Source organism: Longivirga aurantiaca, from assembly GCF_042660085.1.
Lineage (GTDB): Bacteria > Actinomycetota > Actinomycetes > S36-B12 > CAIYMF01 > Longivirga > Longivirga aurantiaca.
Genome location: NZ_JBHSTI010000008.1, coordinates 1 through 16,425, shown reverse-complemented (window position 1 = coordinate 16,425; position 16,425 = coordinate 1). Strand labels below are relative to the sequence as shown.

Here is a 16,425-nt window from a genome sequence, read left to right as displayed (position 1 = left end):
GGCGCGGATCCTGATCAGTCGCGCTCGGGCGGCGCGAACGAGCTGAGCCACGTCAGGCTCAGCACCCCGACCACCAGGAGCGCGAGCAGCCAGGGCGCCGGCGCCACCGCGCCGAGCAGCAGCACCAGGCCCGCTCCTACGGCGTACACGGAGGTGCGAGTCCGCGTGTCGATCGCGTCGTGCTGCTCGACCGCCGCGGACTCGAGCGCGATCAGCATCAGGATGATCGCCACCGCCCCGGTCAGGGTCCACGCCACGGCCGCAGGCGTCCGCGCCTCGTGCGCATGGACGAGCGGGCCCACCATCGCGGCACCGGCGGCGGCCACGGCGCCGGTGAGCGGCAGGTGCCCGAAGAACCAGGCCGCGAGCGAACGGCGGTCGCCGCGCGGCTCGCGCACGCCGACGACGTCGAAGTAGTTCCAGAAGATGCCGAACCCGATCACCAGGCCGAGCACTCCGGTCGTGATCGTGAGCGCGTCGCGCTCGGTCTCGTTGATGCCGTTGACGACACCGACGACGGTCTCGCCGAGCACGATGATCACGAACAGCGCCATGCGCTCCACGAGCGACTCGGTCGGCTGGAAGAACGTCAGCGGTCGCGAGCGCCCGAGGAATCCCGTGAGGCCGAGCACGACCCAGCCGCAGCTGATGCCGATCCACACCGCGACGCGCGGGCCGTCGGCCAGCCACGCCGACGCCAGCATCGCGGCGATCGTCACCGTGAGGCCGATGAGGTACGGCGTCGACGCCTGCTTGTCCTGCGGCAGGTCGTGGCGCCGCACCTCGTACCACTGCCAGAACAGCAGCAGCAGGAGCACCGAGTAGGTGAGCGCGAACGCCGTGCCGTCCGCGGTGCCGGCGTACCCGGTGAAGACGGCGAGCACGGCGAGCACGCCCATCTGCGCGAAGACGTAGAAGCGGCTGCGGCCGTCGTCGCGGCCGTGCAGCTCGTGGTAGAGCGTGCCGTTGATCCACGCGATCCAGACCAGGCCGAAGACCGCGACGAACTCCGCCGTCCCGCGCCACCCGGGGTGGGCGGCCAGCGTGTGCGCGGCCTGGCCGATCAGCACGACGAAGACGAGGTCGTAGAACAGCTCGAGATAGCTGACCGAACGGAGCGGGAGCGGCTCGCCGTGACGTCGCGGTCCGGCACCGAACCACGCGCGCAGCCGGTGCTTCACGCTGCGTCCCGACACCGGCTGCGCCTGCGACATGCCTGCCTCCTGCTCCGGGCCCGCCGACGGACGAGCGGTCGCCAACCTACGGGCGGCCGCGGGCCGCCCGGAAGTCGGGCGTGCGCTTGTCGAGGAACGCAGCCACGCCCTCGGCGTACTCGGCGCTCGACCACGAGGCTTCGTAGACCGCGCGCACCTCGTCGTCCTCCTCGAGCAGCCCGTGCACCACGCGGTCGACCATCGCCTTGCCGCCGACCAGCGACAGCTGGGCGCGTGCGGCCAACGACCGCGCGAGCTCGAGGCCGCGGTCTGCCACCTGGTCGTCGGCGACGACCTCGTGCACCAGGCCGATCCGCTGCGCGGCGTCGGCGTCGAGCAGGTCGCCCGTGAGCAGGATCCACCTCGCCCATGCGGCGCCGACGGTCTCGACGAGCCGTTCGGTCGAGGGCAGCGAGTAGACGATCCCGAGGCGGGCGGGCGTCACGCCGAAACGCGAGCCGGTGCCGCACACGCGCAGGTCGCACGCGACGGCGACCTGGGTGCCGCCGCCGATGGCGAAGCCCTCGATCGCGGCGATCGTCGGCTTGGAGCAGGCGATGATCGCGCGCTCGCCCGCCTCGACCGCCTCGCCGTAGCGCGCGGCGCCGGCGGCGTCCGAGCGGAGCGTGCGGAACTCCGCGATGTCGGCGCCGGCGCTGAACGGCCCGCCCGGCGATCCCGTCACGAGGACGATGTCGACGTCGGGATCGGCGTCGAGCGCGGGGAAGATGCGGGCGAGCGCCGACCACATCTCGAACGAGATGGCGTTGTGCTTGTCGGGCCTGTCGAACGCCACGACCGCGATGCCGTCGTCGATGCGCACCTGGATGTGCCCGGAGTCGCCCACCAGGTCGCGGAGCACGGTGTCGTCCATGCCGCCCATGAAAGCAGGCGCCGTTCCGTCGGCGGACCTACCGGTCGGCAGGCGTCCGCCCAAGGCACCACTCGCCCGAGCACGACCGGGTCGGCAGGGTGCCGCGAAGCCCGCGGAGTGACCTCACCCCGGGTCGTGCGCCGCCCCGACGCGGGACAGAATGAGAAGAAAGGTCCACAGCGAGGCGTTCGAGAGCCTGCGCAGTCTGCCAGCCCGATCGCATCCCGCACCTGGCTCCGCACCACCCCGGAAGGACGTCGCGCCACATGACCAGCACCTCGCCGCCCCTCAAGCTCGGCTACAAGGCCTCGGCCGAGCAGTTCGGCCCGCGCGACCTGGTCGAGTTCGCGGTCCTGGCCGAGCAGGTCGGTCTGGACAGCGTCGTCACCTCCGACCACTTCCTGCCCTGGCGCGAGACGGGTGGCCACGCGCCGTTCGCGCTCGCGTGGATGGCGGCGGTGGCCGAGCGGACGGAACGCGTGACCATCGGCACGAGCGTGCTCACGCCGACCTTCCGCTACAACCCGGCCGTCATCGCCCAGGCGTTCGCCACCATGGCGCTGCTCGCCCCCGGCCGGATCATGCTCGGCGTCGGCACCGGCGAGGCGCTCAACGAGATCGCCGTCTCCGGGCGCGAATGGCCCGAGTTCAGGGAGCGCGCCGCGCGCCTGCGCGAGGCCATCGACCTCATGCGCCAGCTCTGGACCGAGAGCCACGTGGACTTCAAGGGCGAGCACTACACGACCGTCGGCGCCAAGATCTACGACAAGCCCGAGATCGCCGTCCCGATCTATGTCGCAGCAGGCGGGCCGCAGATGGCGAAGTACGCCGGGCGCGTGGGCGACGGCTTCATCTGCACCTCGGGCAAGGGCATGGACCTGTACACGAAGGACCTGCTGCCGGCGCTCGCTGAGGGTGCGACGTCGGTCGGGCGCTCGGTCGAGGGCATCGACCGGATGATCGAGATCAAGATCTCGTACGACCGGGACGCGTCGGCGGCGCTCGAGAACACGCGGTTCTGGGCCCCGCTGTCGCTCAGCGCCGAGCAGAAGCACACCGTGTCGTCGGCCGAGGAGATGGAGCGGCTCGCCGACGAGCTGCCGATCGAGCAGGTGGCCAAGCGCTGGATCGTGAGCAGCGACCCCGACGACGCCGTCGCCCAGATCAAGCAGTACGTCGACGCAGGCCTCAACCACCTCGTGTTCCACGGCCCCGGCCACGACCAGGCACGGTTCCTGCACCAGATGGCCGAGGACGTCATCCCCCGGCTGCGCGAGCTCGAGTCGGCGCTCCCGACGGCAGGCTGAGCAGCCCTCGGACGACACGTCGAGAGGCCCACGGCGCCCCCCGGATGCCCTGAGCGAGATTGCGACGCGTGACGTCGTCACCCACCGGTCCCGCCGGGGGCGGCGGAGGCTCGGCGGCTGGGTCGGCGGAGGCGGACTCTGCGCGGCGGGCATCACCTCCGATTCTGTAGGGGGGTCCTCGATCGGGTGCCATGGGCTGGTCGGTCATCTGCCGCCCTCAAGCGCATGACATCACGACGTAGCGCGCCGGATGGCGGCTACCTGCGCGCGAGGATTCGCAACGGTGGCAACGCGTCGCGGCGCCGGCCTACCGTGGCGGTGTGGGAGGCGACGGACGGGCCTCCTCGGCCCGGCTCGACCCCGACGACCTCGACGAGGTCGTCGGGAGAGGCGCGCCCGAGATCCTCGACGACGGCGTCTCGTCGACCGTGCTCGGCCGCCTCGATGACGGGATGGAGCGTCTCGGCGTCCGCGGGTGGCTGCGGCGCCACCGCCGCACCGCCTCCGTCCTGACCCTCCTCGGCACGGCCGTGCTCGTCGCAGCGGTGTGGGGGTTCGGCACCCTCGGCGACCGGCTCCCGGACCCGGACCCGGTGCTGCGCGTCTCGGTGCTCTCCCCCGAGGTGCTCGACCCCTCGCTGGGCGACCACCGGCTCTACGCGGACCGCGACATGCAGATCGGCGTCTACTCGCTGGTCGCGGACGAGGACGACCCGAGCGCGTACGACATCGTGGGCGTCGACGGTCCCGCAGTGCGGGCAAGCACCGCGACCGAGCGCCCGGTGGCCGCACGGATCCCGCCCACCTTCGCCGTCCGCGCGATCGTCGACTGCACGGACCCGTCCGCCCTGTCTGCGACGAGGGAGGACTTCCACCTGCTCGTCCACCGCATCGACCGGTACGGACGGGACCTGACACGGCGGGTCGACATCCCCGCCGACGGTGCGGACTGGTCCGCCCACCTGCGGCGGACGTGCCTGCAGACCCAGGTGGAGGACGGCCTGACGATGAGCGCGATGCGCGTCGAGCCCGGCACCCAGGTTCGGACCGCCACCCTGCACGCGACGGTGAGCAGCACGCTGCCTGTGCGGCTGCTCGTCGCCTCCGACGTGGCCGTGCCCGACCCTCCGCCCTCTGTGGCCGTGGGCAGCGCCGTGGCCGCCGTGCCGGCCGGTGGAGCGGCCGACCTGGCCGTCCCGCTCGCGGTGCTCGACTGCGCCCGCCCGCGCCTGGCGCCGGTCTGGATCTACGCCGGCTGGCCGCCGGGGCTCTGGATCGACGCCGGCTGGCTGCAGGGGCGCCCGGTGCAGGGCGTGGCCGTGTCTGTGACCGCCGCCGACGAGGCACGGGCGTGGGCGGTGCTCCGGCTGTCGCAGGAGCAGACCGACTCGATCACTGCCGCCCTCGTCGAAGCCTGCGCGTAGCGGCGAGCAATGGTCACGCCGGTGCCTGAGGCGCTCGACTCGCGGCCCCGCGGTGCCGTCGGGCGAGATGCCCACCTGGCTCCCGACGAAGCGCCGGACGCGTCCAGTACGTTGCCCCGACAGGTGCCCTGCCGACGGCCCGACGAAAGCGCAAGGCCCCTGTGCCGCGTCTCCGCGGGCCAGGGGCCGATGTGCTGGAGCCGCCTATCGGAATCGAACCGATGACCTACGCATTACGAGTTGGTTCGAGGGGGTGATCGGGGGTGATGGCGAGTGACGCCTGATGACGTTTCCGCAGGTCAGAGGATTGCAGCCGTCCGGCAGGTACCGGCCAAACGTGGGGGGTGCCAGATGCTCTGTGAGCAACTTGTGAGCAACACCAAGATCAACGGACTACGGCTAGCTCCCTGCGGATTGGCCGTCAGAAGGTCCCGGATCAAGCGGCGTTGGGGGCGAGTCCCCCTCTGTCGCGCCTAGAGCAGCGTTTGGAAGAACCGTCGCCAGGAGGGCCGCGAAGACCGGATCCGTCGAGCCATCCAGGCGATGCGGCCGGATCCGTGACGGGTTTCGCTCCGAGATGATGTAGCTGCGAAGATCCGACGCTCGGAGCCCTGACGCCGCGTGATCGCGCAGCAGGTCAGCCAGTGCCACCCCATTGGTTTCCGTGAAGGCCTCGGCTGCATCGAGATCCTCGCTGCTCAGCAGGCGCAGTGACATGACGTCGCCGCCGTCCAGTAGCCCGAGCTCGCGAATGCGACGCGTGAGTTCGCCGAACGTCATCGGATTCACGGGGAAGCCCTCGGTGCACACGAGCACAGGGATGAACTGCCTCGCACGCGCGGCGTGCCCCGTTAGTGCAGATTCATGATCACGCAGCATTCGAATGGAAGAGTCGATCTGTTTCACCTTCGCCAAGAGCTTCTCGATGTCATCGAGATAGGCACGATCGGACGACGAGGCGATGGTCTGCATGGTCGGCATGCTTGAGGTGATTTCGACGACGAGCCACGAATCGACGTCATCGACCACCAGGTCGGCTCGGGGAGGAAGATCCTTGCCCGTCGCAAACGCGCTCGCCTGCTCATCCTCCGTGTAAACGCGCTTGGTGGGCAGCCCCGGATAGATGCCCGAGAAGGCCTCCCTGATCTGCTCCTCCGCACGGGCACGAATGAGGGCAACGAACCGCTCCACTTGCGTCCTCGAGATGGCGGAACTGGCTCGGACGTCCCAGGTAAGAGTCCACGAGAACACACGGCGCAAGAGCAGACTCGGGGACACGACAACGACCCCGCCGCCGTCGGCGATGAGAGGGAACTGCTCGAACGCGGCGAAACTCCAATCCTGCCCGCGCAAAGATTCCTCGTCGCGTATCTGATCACGCATTTGTTCGGGAGTAAGACTGAGGTGGTCGAGTACTTGCTGGACGTCTGCCGCGTCGAAGTCCAGTGCTGCTATCAACTGCTCCGTGCTTGTCCAGACAGCGCCGCCTTGGGTCACTGCCCAGATCGCGAGAGTCACGCTCTCGAGTAGCTCCAGCCTCAGCCCGGTAGCCCGCTGGTACAGGACGCGAGGCTGCGGCTCGACTTCGGTCGGTGCCCATCGGCCAGCGTGTCGGGCGAAGAGACTTACGATGTCCTGATCGGTATGGAACCACTGGTTGCTCACGACTTCGGCAGCAAGTCGCTGCGACTGCTCGGGCGTCAGGTCTTCGACGCCCGACGGCACGGACTCCCCGTCATCGTCTGCGAGCGCGAAGTAGGCGAGCACCAGTCCTGCGGGCCCTTCCACGTCGTCTTCGGGAACTTGCTCCGGGCACCACTGCAGGACTCTCTTGAGCAGCATGAGCACCCCTTGCTCCGCAACCAGCCGGCGATTCCCATCGGACACGAGTGCCCTCGCACGCGTGGCACCCTCTGGGGTGAACCACCGTGACAGCAGCTCATCTTGGAGGGTTCGCCAATCCCCTCCGTGTGTGTTCAAGCGGCGGGTCAGTTCGACACAGAACTGGATTCCCGAGACTCGTGGTGTGCGCTCGAGCACGTACTGGACGATGCCCGGTTCTAGGCGGCGGCCGAAGATCTCGCTCGCTGTGACGAAGGTGGCCATCAGGTCTATGGGGTACTTCTCACGTGCGACGCCCTGGGGGACGAACAATCCAGAAGCAAGCTGCACCATGGCGCGGGCGAGGAGCGGTGACGCAGAACCGGCCGCGTACATCTGCCCTTCCTGTGGGATCGCAATGCCTGTCGGAACGAGGCCAGGGGCAGCTCCTGTCAGCGAAGCTCGAGCAGCCGCGAGTTGGCGACGCACCTCGACGTCTGAAGCAGTCATCGCCCTTCCCCACTCAAGTCCAGAGCCAGCCGACGACTGGTGGACCAGTCACGCAACACTCGTCTTGCTTCGGCCGACGACCGTCAAAGTTCGGTCGCCCAAGGCATCCGATGAAGCGATGGTGCCATCCCCGTCCGACACCGCCCCTCAAGAGGTATTCGCCTTTGGCCCCCGAACGTGCACAGCCCTCACGTCGAACGCAACCCCAGGAGAACCTGTCCGATTCGTGCACTTGGGCAACTTCCCAAGCTGACAGTGCGGGTTCGATTCCCGTCACCCGCTCCACGGAAATCCCGCTCGTTGCACGGGATATGGGGCTTCGCCAATCTCACCCGAAGAACCTTTAGACACTCCGCTTCACTCCGATTCGCCGTTGCTTAGCCCACGTTTAGCCCACGCCACTCGCTTGGCCTTCTGAGCCTTGCTCAACATCGACCTCCAGCCGATGCAACCGCACCACCTCCAAGGCTCGACAGGGAAACATGACCCGGGCATCCCGCACCCGCTCGATGTGACCGAGGCACGGTTCGCAGGAGTGCCGGGCGGATCCTTGCGCTAGCGAGTCGTGCCGAGGAGCTCGGCCGTCTCGGCGGCGCCGACCTCGCTCCGTCGGCGTTCGACGACCACCCACGACCCCTCCTCGCGTCGGAAGCGCCACGCGCTGACGCCCGCCCCGACCACGACCGTCTGGTCACCGATCCTCTGCAGCAGCAACGAGTACGTCGTCGCCCGCGCGTCGTCGCCGTCGACGACGACGATCGAGTTGTTGCCGTGCATGTGCATGCTTCGCCCGTAGAACCCTGGTCGCTGATGCCCATCAGGGTTGGTGATGAAGGCACGGAGCCCCTCGGGGCCGCTCCACCTGCCGGGTCGGGCGAGCAGAGCCGACCCCTCCCCCATCGCCACCTCGATGGCCCCGTCCTGCGACCACAGCGCCAGCCAGTCGTCGTCGCGCATCGCGTCAGCGTGGCTGCTGTAGGTCGAGAGCAGGTCGCGGATCGCGCGCTCGTCCTCGAGCAGGCGCAGCCGCGCCTCCAGGGCGTCGAGCCGGGAGGCGGCATCGCCCGAAGCCGTCGGCACCGCTCACATCGCCAGACGGCCGTCGGCGCGCGCCGCGTCGAGCACTGCCACGAGATCCGGGGTCTTGGCGAACAACTCCTCGTAGCGCTTCGGATCGGCGAACCAGATCTCGGCAAGAAGGCGTGCGACCGGGTCCGGGAAGATGTCCTGCTCGTCGCGCTCGATTCCGTCGAGCGTGCCTTCTGCGACTGTCCGGGGAGAGGACTTCGGCGCGTCCAGCCCCTTGAGCATGTCGGTGTCGATTCCTCCCGGGTACACCCCGCTGATCGTCACGCCCTGAGCCTCGAGCACCGGACGCAAGGACTGCGACAGCGAGTGCAGCGCCGCCTTCGACGCGGAGTAGCCATCCAGGCCGCTCGACCCCGCGTACGACTGCAGCGACATGATCGTGACGATCCGGCCGCCTCCGTTGCGTTGGAGCACCGGCGCGAACGCGCGAATGACGTCGAAGCTGCCCATCGTGTTGGTCATGAGGTGGCGCAGGATGTTGTCGCGCTCGCACTCGAGACCAGCGCCGAACTCGAGGATCGCCCCGTTGTTGACCAGGAGCGTGACGTCGCTGGCAGTGTCTGCCGCCGTCGCGATGGAGGCCAGGTCCAGCAGATCCAGATGCAGCGGCACCACACGCTCGGGGGCTAGTGCGACGAGCGACTCCACTGCCCCGACGTCGCGCGCCGTCGCGTAGACGCGGGAGGCCCCGCGCTCCAGTAGGGCTTCGACGAGGGCTTTCCCCACGCCGCGGTTGGAGCCGGTCACGAGCGCGGTGATGCCCAGGAGATCCATGGCGAAAATCTATCGGCCGCCCGGTTGACAGTCTACCCTCGGCACGTGCCCGCAGCCTGGGCCGAGGAGGTCCGATGCAGTACGGCATCACCGTTGCAGGAAACGCCGACGGGGCGGCACGTGCACTGCGCGCCGAGCAGCGCGGGTTCTCCAGCATCCGCTTCTGGGACTCGCCGCTGGTCGCGGGCGATGTCATCGTCAACGCCGCAGCGGCAGCGGTGAGTACGCAGCGCATCCGGATCGGCACCGGGGTCTACGTGCCCTGGACCCGCGACCCTGCGGTCACAGCATGCGCCTTCGCCTCGCTGAACGCTCTCGCGCCCGGCAGGCTCGAGCTGACGGCGGGCACGGGCCGAACTGCACGGCGCAGCTACGGTCTGACGCCTCAGAGGCTCGAAGACTTCGCCCGGCACATGACCGCGGTGCGGGCGCTGCTGCGGGGCGACGACGCGCAGGTCGTGGCCGAGGGCCGAACGTCGACCGTGCGGCTGCTGCATCCCGGCCGGGTCCTCAACACGGCTGACCCTGTGGCGATCAGCATCGCTGCCGCCGGACCGCGCATCCGAGCGCTGACTGCCGAGCTGGGCGTGGGATGGGCCGACATCCTGCCTCCGGGACCCGGCGGGGTGCCCGACTCGCTCACCGCCATGAAGCAGGCGTGGAGCGACGCCGGTCGCGCGCCCGAGGAGCTGCGGGCGACGTACTTCGTGGCCCATGGCGGAACGCTCCGCGAGGGCGAGGAGCTGGACTCACCCCGTATCCGGGCGATCGCCGGGCAGATGGCGATGTCCGAGGTCCACTACTGGGCGGACGAGGCCTACCTCCTCGGCAAGGGGGTGCCCGACTTCCTCGGCCCCGCGATGCGTGCAGCCGTCGAGGGCTACCGGCCGATCCTCGAGTCGATGCAGGGCTCCGCCAACCCGGTGCTGGACCTGCAGGAGGGCCACTGCCTCTACGTGCGGCCCGAGGAGGCCCACCTCATCACGCCGGAGCTGCTCGCGAGCGGCAGCTGCATCTGGACAGCGGAAGGACTCCGGGCCCGCATGGCCGACCTCGAGGCTGCCGGCGTAGCCGAGGTGTGCTTCTCCATCCGCCCGGACTCCGACGAGGACATCGACGATCTGGCCGACGCCCTGCGGTTGGGTCAGGTCTGACGGTCAGCTGCGAGCCGCGTCGCGGTCGGCTCGCGCCTGTGTGAGGAACTCGCGCAGTTCGTCGGTGTCGGTGAAGAGCCGCTCGAGCCGCAGCGGATCGGTGCGCCAGATGTCGCCGAGCAGCTGCCCGTCCGCATCCGGGAAGATGTCGGCCCGTCCCTCGTCCAGACCGCGCAATGCACCTTCGGCCACGTCGCGGGCCGACGTCTTGGGGATGTCGAAACCCCGGAGCATGTCCGTGTCGATGGCCCCCGGGTACACGCCCGAGAGGGCGATGCCGCGCTCCCGGAGTGCGGGACGAAGGGACTGGCAGAGCGAGTGCAGGGCGGCCTTCGACACGGAGTAGCCGGTGGCGCCCGGGCGCGCCCCGAGCGACTGCAGCGACATCACGACCAGGATCTGTCCACCGCCGTTGCGCTCGAGTGCCGGGACGAAGGAGCGGATCACGTCGTACGTGCCCATGGTGTTGGTCAGGAAGTGGTCCAGGACCTCGTCACGTTCGATCTCGAGGCCCGCGCCGAAGCGCAGGATGCCCGCGTTGTTGACGAGGAGGGTGACATCCGACGCCGTTACCGCGGCCTCGCTGATGCTCGCGGGGTCGAGCAGGTCGAGGTGAACCGGTACGACACGGCCGGGATCGAGCTCGACCACCGGTCCGAGGGAATCGAGATCGCGGGCCGCGGCGTAGACCTTCACCGTGCCCCGGTCCAGGAGAGCCTCGACGAACGCGCGACCGACGCCGCGGTTGGCGCCGGTTACCAGCGCCACAGTCCGGTCCATGATGCTCCCAGCTCAGTGTCGGTCGAGGAAGTCGGCGATGCGACGCTGCGCGAGGTCGGACGACAGGGCACGACCGAAGGTGGCCGCCTCATCCCCGGCGCTGTCGTCCGTCGTCGCCGTCGACGCGGAGCGCAGCAGCCGTTTCGTCTCGCGTGCGGCAAACCCAGACGCTGCGATCCGCCGACAGATCGACTCGGCGTGTCCGCCGACACTGTCGTCGTCCACGACCTCCGACACGATCCCCCAGTCGCATGCCTCGGCGGCCGTGAGCTCCGTGCCCGACACGAGGTACTGCAGCGCGCGACGCTCCCCGACCGCCCGGGTCAGCAACCAGGACACACCGACGTCCGGAGTGAGCCCGATGGCGTTGTACGCCGGCACGAACCGCGTCGATCGACCAGCCACCGTGACGTCTGCGGCCAGCACGAGAGCGAGCCCGGCGCCCGCAACGGCTCCCTGGGCGGCCACCACCAGCGGAGCCTCGAGCTCACGCAGGCGCCTCACCACGCCCGCGGTGCGCACGACGTGGGACTCCACGACAGCGACGTCGCTCCCCGCGCCGAAGGCTGTGACGTCGCCGCCCACGCAGAATCGCTTGCCTGCGGCCCGCAGCAGGACGCACCCGACATCGACCGACGACGCGGCGTCCAACGCGATGTCCAGGGCTGCCACGAGCGACGGATCGAGCGCGTTGGACGACTGCGGACGGTTCAAGGTCAGAGTGAGGACGCCGGCGTCCGCCTCCACGACCACCAACGGGGGCACGATGGTCATCGTGGATCCGGCCTCATCCACTCCGGAGGCGTGAAGTACTCCCTGCGGAGTTCGCTGCGCGCGATGGAGCGCGCATGCACCTCGTCCGGTCCGTCGAAGATGCGCATGGCCCGGTGCCAGCCGTAGGACTTCGCCAGCGGGACGTCGTCGCTCACCCCCATGCCGCCGTGGACCTGGATGGCCCGATCGATGACCTGGGTGGCCACTCGAGGGGCGACGAGCTTGATCTGGGCGATCTCGTTGGCCGCTCCCTGGCTGCCGTACCTGTCGATGAGCCACGCGGCCTTGAGGGTCAGGAGCCGCGCCTGCTCGATCTCGACCCGCGATTCGGCGATGGCGGAGTGGATCATCCCCTGGTCGGCCAGCGGCCGACCGAAGGCGACGCGGGTGCGAGCGCGTTCGACCATGAGGGCGAGCGCGCGCTCGGCGGCTCCGATCGCCCGCATGCAGTGGTGGATCCGCCCGGGCCCCAGCCGTGCCTGCGCGATCGCGAAGCCGTCGCCCTCGGTGGCCAGCAGGTTCGACACGGGAACCCTGACCTCGGTGAGGACGATCTCCGCGTGGCCGTGCTGGTCCTGCCTGCCGAACACCGGCAGCGACCGGAGGATCTCGACGCCCGGAGTGTCGACGGGCACGAGCACCATCGACTGCTGCCGGTGCTTGGGTCCGTCGGGGTCGGTCTTGCCCATCACGATGAGGATGCGGCAGCGGGGGTCGTTGGCACCCGTCGCCCACCACTTCCGACCGTCGATCACGTAGTCGTCGCCGTCCCTGCGGATCCGGCACTCGATATTCGTGGCGTCGGAGGATGCGACCCCCGGCTCGGTCATGACGAACGACGACCGGATCCGGCCCTCGAGCAACGGCTCGAGCCACTCGGCCTTCTGCTGATCACTGCCGAACAGGTGGAGCGTCTCCATGTTGCCCGTGTCCGGCGCTGCGCAGTTCACCGCCTCCGGGAAGATCTCGGTGGACCAACCCGTGATCTCCGCCAACGACGCGTACTCGACGTTGCTGAGGCCGGAAACGTCGGGGAGGAAGAGGTTCCAGAGCCCGCGCGCTCGCGCTTCGCCCTTGAGTGCTTCGACCACCGGGGGCACCGAGTGGTCGTCGGGACCGGCAGCCGCACGGTAGGCGTCGTACTCCGCCTCGGCGGGCAGGACGTCGTCGACGAGGAAGCGCCAGAGCGAGTCCGACAGCTCGCGTGCTCTCGGGCTCAGGGAGAAATCCATGCTCGCGTCAGCTCATCTCGTCGGTGCTGCGGGGACGCACATCAGGTGGAGTGCCGTTCACATCGACAGCCCGCCGTCGACGGGCAGGACGACCCCGGTGATGTACGCCGCCTCGTCGGAGGCGAGGAACCCGACCGCCGCGCACATCTCGCTCGGCTCCCCGAATCTGCCGAGCGGTGCCTGGAGCTCGATCTCCCGTCGGCGCTCCTCGGGGATGCTCTCGACCATCCGGGTCGCCGCGTTGGGGCTGATCGCGTTGACAGTGACCCCGAACCGGGCGAGCTCCTTCGCCGCTGTCTTGGTGAACCCGATGATCCCCGCCTTCGCGGTGGCGTAGTTCGCCTGGCCGACGTTGCCGTGCAGTCCCGTGTACGAGGTCACGTTGACGATGCGGCCCGACCCCTGAGCGCGGAAGACCGGCGTGCAGGCGCGCGTCATCCGGAACGTCCCGCCAGCATGGACGCCGAGCACGAGGTCCCAGTCGTCGTCGGTGATCTTCCAGACGACGTTGTCACGCAGGATGCCGGCGTTGTTCACGAGCACGTCGACGCGCCCGGTCGCCTCGAGGGCGGCAGTCACGGCCGCGTCCGCTGTGCTGGTCGCCGAGACGTCGCCGACGACCATGCGCGCCCCCGCCCGGGCAGCCACGTCGCCCAGACGCTCCGCGTCCAGGTCCACCGCGACGACGTCCGCGCCCGCCCGGGCGAAGAAGGCCGCCATCTCGGCGCCGATTCCCTGGGCCGCACCGGTCACGATCACTGTCCTGCCCGTGAAGTCGTACGTGAGCGTCGCCATGATCTCCCTCGTCGCTGCGGTGAGCCGGTCGCCCGACAGTAGCAATCTGTCGGGCGCCCGGTCTACACTCGGCGCCGCACCCAGAACTGGAGGACCGCGTGCCGCAGGACGAGGACGATCGGCCCTGGCTCCCGCTGTACCCACCAGGAGTCGCGGCCGACGTCGCGACCACCGACGCGTCGCTGGTGCACGCGTGGCGGGCACGGGTCGCCGCAGCGCCGACGGCCCCCGCGGTCCGCTACTTCGACGGTGTGATCACGGCTCAGGAGGCCGAGGACCGCTCGAACGCCCTGGCCGCCGCCCTGCAGAGCCGAGGTGTGCAGCGCGGCGATCGGATCGGCGTCTACCTCCAGAACGTCCCGGCATACCCGCTGCTGCTGCTCGCCCTCTGGAAGCTCGGCGCCACCGCCTTGGTGCTCAACCCGATGTACCGGGGTCAGGAGCTGCGCAAGCTCATCGACGACTCCGGTGCGTGCGGCATGGTCTGCGGCGACGACGCTGTGGACGAGACGCGGGCGACGGTGGCCGGAAGCACCGTGCTCTGGATCCTCAGCTCGTCGCCCCGCCACGGCCAGACCCGCGACGACCTGAGGGCTTTCGGCAGCCTCGACGTCGGTCCCGTGTCCCCCGACGGCGATCTGCTGGCCCTGTCCGAGGAGTTCGCCGGCAGGCGGGCCGCGGAGCCGGAGGTCGGTCTCGACGACGTGGCACTCCTCGCGTACACCTCGGGCACCACCGGCCCGGCCAAGGGCGCGATGAACACGCACGGCAACGTTCTGGCGGTCGTCCGCAGCTATGCCTCGTGGCTCGCCCTGACACCGGACGACGTCGTGCTCGCGATCGCCCCGCTCTTCCACATCACGGGTGCGGTGATCAACTGCACCATCGCCCTGCTGACGGGGGCACCGCTCGTGCTCGCGTACCGGTTCCAGCCCGAGGTGGTCCTCGAGGCCTTCGCCGAGCACGAGGTCACTTTCACGATCGGCTCGATCACGGCGTTCAACGCGATCTACAACCTGCCGCAGGCCGGTGCCGAGCAGTTCGCCTCGGTGCGCGCCCTCTACTCCGGCGGCGCACCGATCCCGCCCAGCACTGTCGAGCGCTTCCAGGAGCGCTTCGGCGTGTACATCCACAACGTGTACGGCATGACGGAGACCACGTCCGCCACGATCGCCGTTCCGCTCCGGGGCCGGGCGCCCGTCCACCAGCCGAGCGGCACCCTGTCGGTGGGCGTGCCGCTGCCCGGCCTCCGCGCCCGCGTCGTGGACCCGTTCGGCCACCCGGTGGCCCACGGCGAGCAGGGCGAGCTCGAGCTGTCCGGCCCCCAGGTCGTCCCCGGCTACTGGCGCAAGCCGGAGGCGACCGAGGCGACGATGCCCGGCGGACGGCTGCGGACGGGCGACGGCGCGATCATGGACGAGCAGGGCTGGATCTATCTCGTCGACCGGCTCAAGGACCAGATCAACGTCTCGGGGTACAAGGTCTGGCCCCGCGAGGTCGAGGACGCGCTGTACGAGCACCCCTCGGTGAACGAGGCGGCCGTGGTGGGCAGACCGGACGACTACCAGGGCGAGTCCGTCGTCGCCTACGTCTCGCTCAAGCCTGGTCGCTCGGCCGACCCTGACGAGCTCCGTGCCTTCGTCCGCGAGCGCATTGCTCCGTACAAGTGCCCGCGGGAGGTCCACCTGGTGGAGGACCTCCCGAAGACCCAGACGGGCAAGATCCGCCGCAACGTGCTGAGGGACCCACGTGACTGACTCGACCACCGTCACCACGCGTGGCCGGCTCGACGGTCGCACGGCGATCGTGACCGGCGCGAGCCGCGGTATCGGCCTCGCTATCGCGCAACGGCTCGTGGCCGAGGGCGCTCGTGTGTGCATCACCGCCCGGTCGGCCGGTCCGCTGGAGGAAGCCGTCAGCACGATGCCTGCGGGCACTGCGATCTGCGTCCCGGGCAAGGCGGACGACGCTGAGCACCGGGCAGAGGTGTTGGCACGGGTCGCCGACGAGCTCGGCGGCCTCGACATCCTCGTCAACAACGCCGGGATCAACCCGGCCTACGGACCGATCGTCGACGTCGACCTCGGAGCCGCCCGGAAGATCCTCGAGGTCAACGTCCTCGGCACGCTCGCCTGGGTGCAGGACTCGGTGCGGCACCCGCTGGGGCTCGTGACCCGAGGTGGGTGCGTCCTGAACCTGTCGTCCGTCACCGGCGACACGCCATCGCCCGGGATCGGCATGTACGGCGTCAGCAAGGCGGCGGTCTCGCACCTGACCCGCACGTTGGCAGCGGAGCTCGGGCCGACGGTCCGCGTGAACGCCGTGGCCCCGGCGGTGGTCAAGACGCAGTTCGCCCGGGCCCTGTACGAGGACAGGGAGGACGCCGTGGCCGCCCACTATCCGATGGGCAGGCTGGGCGCGCCGTCCGACGTGGCCTCGGCCGTGGCCTACCTCGTGTCGGACGACGCGGCGTGGGTCACCGGAGTCGTCTTGACCGTGGACGGGGGACTTGCGTCCGCTGGCGGCACGGCGTGACGGCGATCAGCTGGGCTTGACCGCGCCGTTGAGGAACAGGTCGACCATCCGGTCGGCGATCTGGTCGCCCGACAGCGACATCTCCGGCCGGTACCAGAAGATCGTCCAGTTGAGCAGGTTCAACAGCAGCAGCGTCAACGGC

At 69.7% G+C, this 16,425-nt stretch carries 15 protein-coding genes; 5 read left to right on the top strand and 10 right to left on the bottom strand.

The features are described 5' to 3' along the window. Positions 1–14 precede the first annotated feature (14 nt). Positions 15–1,214 carry a low temperature requirement protein A gene (locus ACFQGU_RS03845; protein WP_386764041.1) on the bottom strand — a complete coding sequence of 400 codons (1,200 nt, stop codon included), beginning with the start codon at positions 1,212–1,214 and terminating at the stop codon, positions 15–17. 46 nt (positions 1,215–1,260) lie between these two features. Then, positions 1,261–2,088 carry an enoyl-CoA hydratase/isomerase family protein gene (locus tag ACFQGU_RS03840; protein WP_386764040.1) on the bottom strand — a complete coding sequence of 276 codons (828 nt, stop codon included), beginning with the start codon at positions 2,086–2,088 and terminating at the stop codon, positions 1,261–1,263. A 266-nt stretch (positions 2,089–2,354) separates the two neighbouring features. Here ACFQGU_RS03840 and fgd point away from each other — a divergent pair, with 266 nt between their 5' ends. Both fgd and ACFQGU_RS03830 read left to right on the top strand, forming a co-directional pair. After that, positions 2,355–3,395, top strand: a complete 1,041-nt coding sequence (gene fgd, locus ACFQGU_RS03835; protein WP_386764039.1) for a glucose-6-phosphate dehydrogenase (coenzyme-F420) — start codon at positions 2,355–2,357, stop codon at positions 3,393–3,395. 320 nt (positions 3,396–3,715) lie between these two features. Continuing rightward, positions 3,716–4,819, top strand: a complete 1,104-nt coding sequence (locus ACFQGU_RS03830) for a hypothetical protein (RefSeq protein ID WP_386764038.1) — start codon at positions 3,716–3,718, stop codon at positions 4,817–4,819. A gap of 399 nt (positions 4,820–5,218) precedes the next feature. Here the strand turns inward: ACFQGU_RS03830 and ACFQGU_RS03825 are convergent, their stop codons facing one another. The 3 genes from ACFQGU_RS03825 to ACFQGU_RS03815 form a co-directional block, all read right to left on the bottom strand. Further along, positions 5,219–7,036: a hypothetical protein gene (locus ACFQGU_RS03825; protein ID WP_386764037.1), complete on the bottom strand. Its 1,818-nt coding sequence runs from the start codon at positions 7,034–7,036 to the stop codon at positions 5,219–5,221. Positions 7,037–7,705: 669 nt separating this feature from the next. Further along, positions 7,706–8,230, bottom strand: a complete 525-nt coding sequence (locus ACFQGU_RS03820) for a nuclear transport factor 2 family protein (protein ID WP_386764036.1) — start codon at positions 8,228–8,230, stop codon at positions 7,706–7,708. A 3-nt stretch (positions 8,231–8,233) separates the two neighbouring features. Beyond that, positions 8,234–9,013: an SDR family NAD(P)-dependent oxidoreductase gene (locus ACFQGU_RS03815; RefSeq protein ID WP_386764035.1), complete on the bottom strand. Its 780-nt coding sequence runs from the start codon at positions 9,011–9,013 to the stop codon at positions 8,234–8,236. A gap of 74 nt (positions 9,014–9,087) precedes the next feature. On the opposite strand from ACFQGU_RS03815, the gene ACFQGU_RS03810 reads away from it, so the two are divergent. Continuing rightward, positions 9,088–10,167 (top strand): LLM class flavin-dependent oxidoreductase, encoded by a 1,080-nt coding sequence (locus ACFQGU_RS03810; protein ID WP_386764034.1) that lies wholly within the window; start codon positions 9,088–9,090, stop codon positions 10,165–10,167. Between the two features lie 3 nt (positions 10,168–10,170). On the opposite strand, the gene ACFQGU_RS03805 is transcribed toward ACFQGU_RS03810, so the two are convergent. The 4 genes from ACFQGU_RS03805 to ACFQGU_RS03790 are packed head-to-tail and all read right to left on the bottom strand — an operon-like array spanning position 10,171 to position 13,748. Next, a complete protein-coding gene (locus ACFQGU_RS03805) occupies positions 10,171–10,947 on the bottom strand; it encodes an SDR family NAD(P)-dependent oxidoreductase (RefSeq protein WP_386764033.1) in 777 nt (258 codons plus the stop codon). 12 nt (positions 10,948–10,959) lie between these two features. Then, positions 10,960–11,721, bottom strand: a complete 762-nt coding sequence (locus ACFQGU_RS03800; protein ID WP_386764032.1) for an enoyl-CoA hydratase/isomerase family protein — start codon at positions 11,719–11,721, stop codon at positions 10,960–10,962. Further along, positions 11,718–12,953 (bottom strand): acyl-CoA dehydrogenase family protein, encoded by a 1,236-nt coding sequence (locus tag ACFQGU_RS03795; RefSeq protein ID WP_386764031.1) that lies wholly within the window; start codon positions 12,951–12,953, stop codon positions 11,718–11,720. The genes ACFQGU_RS03800 and ACFQGU_RS03795 overlap by 4 nt, the downstream gene beginning before the upstream one ends. A 57-nt stretch (positions 12,954–13,010) precedes the next feature. Continuing rightward, positions 13,011–13,748 (bottom strand): SDR family oxidoreductase, encoded by a 738-nt coding sequence (locus ACFQGU_RS03790; RefSeq protein WP_386764030.1) that lies wholly within the window; start codon positions 13,746–13,748, stop codon positions 13,011–13,013. A gap of 98 nt (positions 13,749–13,846) precedes the next feature. Here ACFQGU_RS03790 and ACFQGU_RS03785 point away from each other — a divergent pair, with 98 nt between their 5' ends. Both ACFQGU_RS03785 and ACFQGU_RS03780 read left to right on the top strand, forming a co-directional pair. Next, complete coding sequence (locus tag ACFQGU_RS03785) at positions 13,847–15,505, top strand: class I adenylate-forming enzyme family protein (RefSeq protein ID WP_386764029.1); 1,659 nt, start codon at positions 13,847–13,849, stop codon at positions 15,503–15,505. Further along, positions 15,498–16,283 (top strand): SDR family oxidoreductase, encoded by a 786-nt coding sequence (locus ACFQGU_RS03780; RefSeq protein WP_386764028.1) that lies wholly within the window; start codon positions 15,498–15,500, stop codon positions 16,281–16,283. Before ACFQGU_RS03785 ends, ACFQGU_RS03780 begins: the two co-directional genes overlap by 8 nt. Positions 16,284–16,289: 6 nt before the next feature. On the opposite strand, the gene ACFQGU_RS03775 is transcribed toward ACFQGU_RS03780, so the two are convergent. Continuing rightward, positions 16,290–16,406 carry a hypothetical protein gene (locus ACFQGU_RS03775; RefSeq protein ID WP_386768138.1) on the bottom strand — a complete coding sequence of 39 codons (117 nt, stop codon included), beginning with the start codon at positions 16,404–16,406 and terminating at the stop codon, positions 16,290–16,292. Between the last annotated feature and the right edge of the window lie 19 nt (positions 16,407–16,425).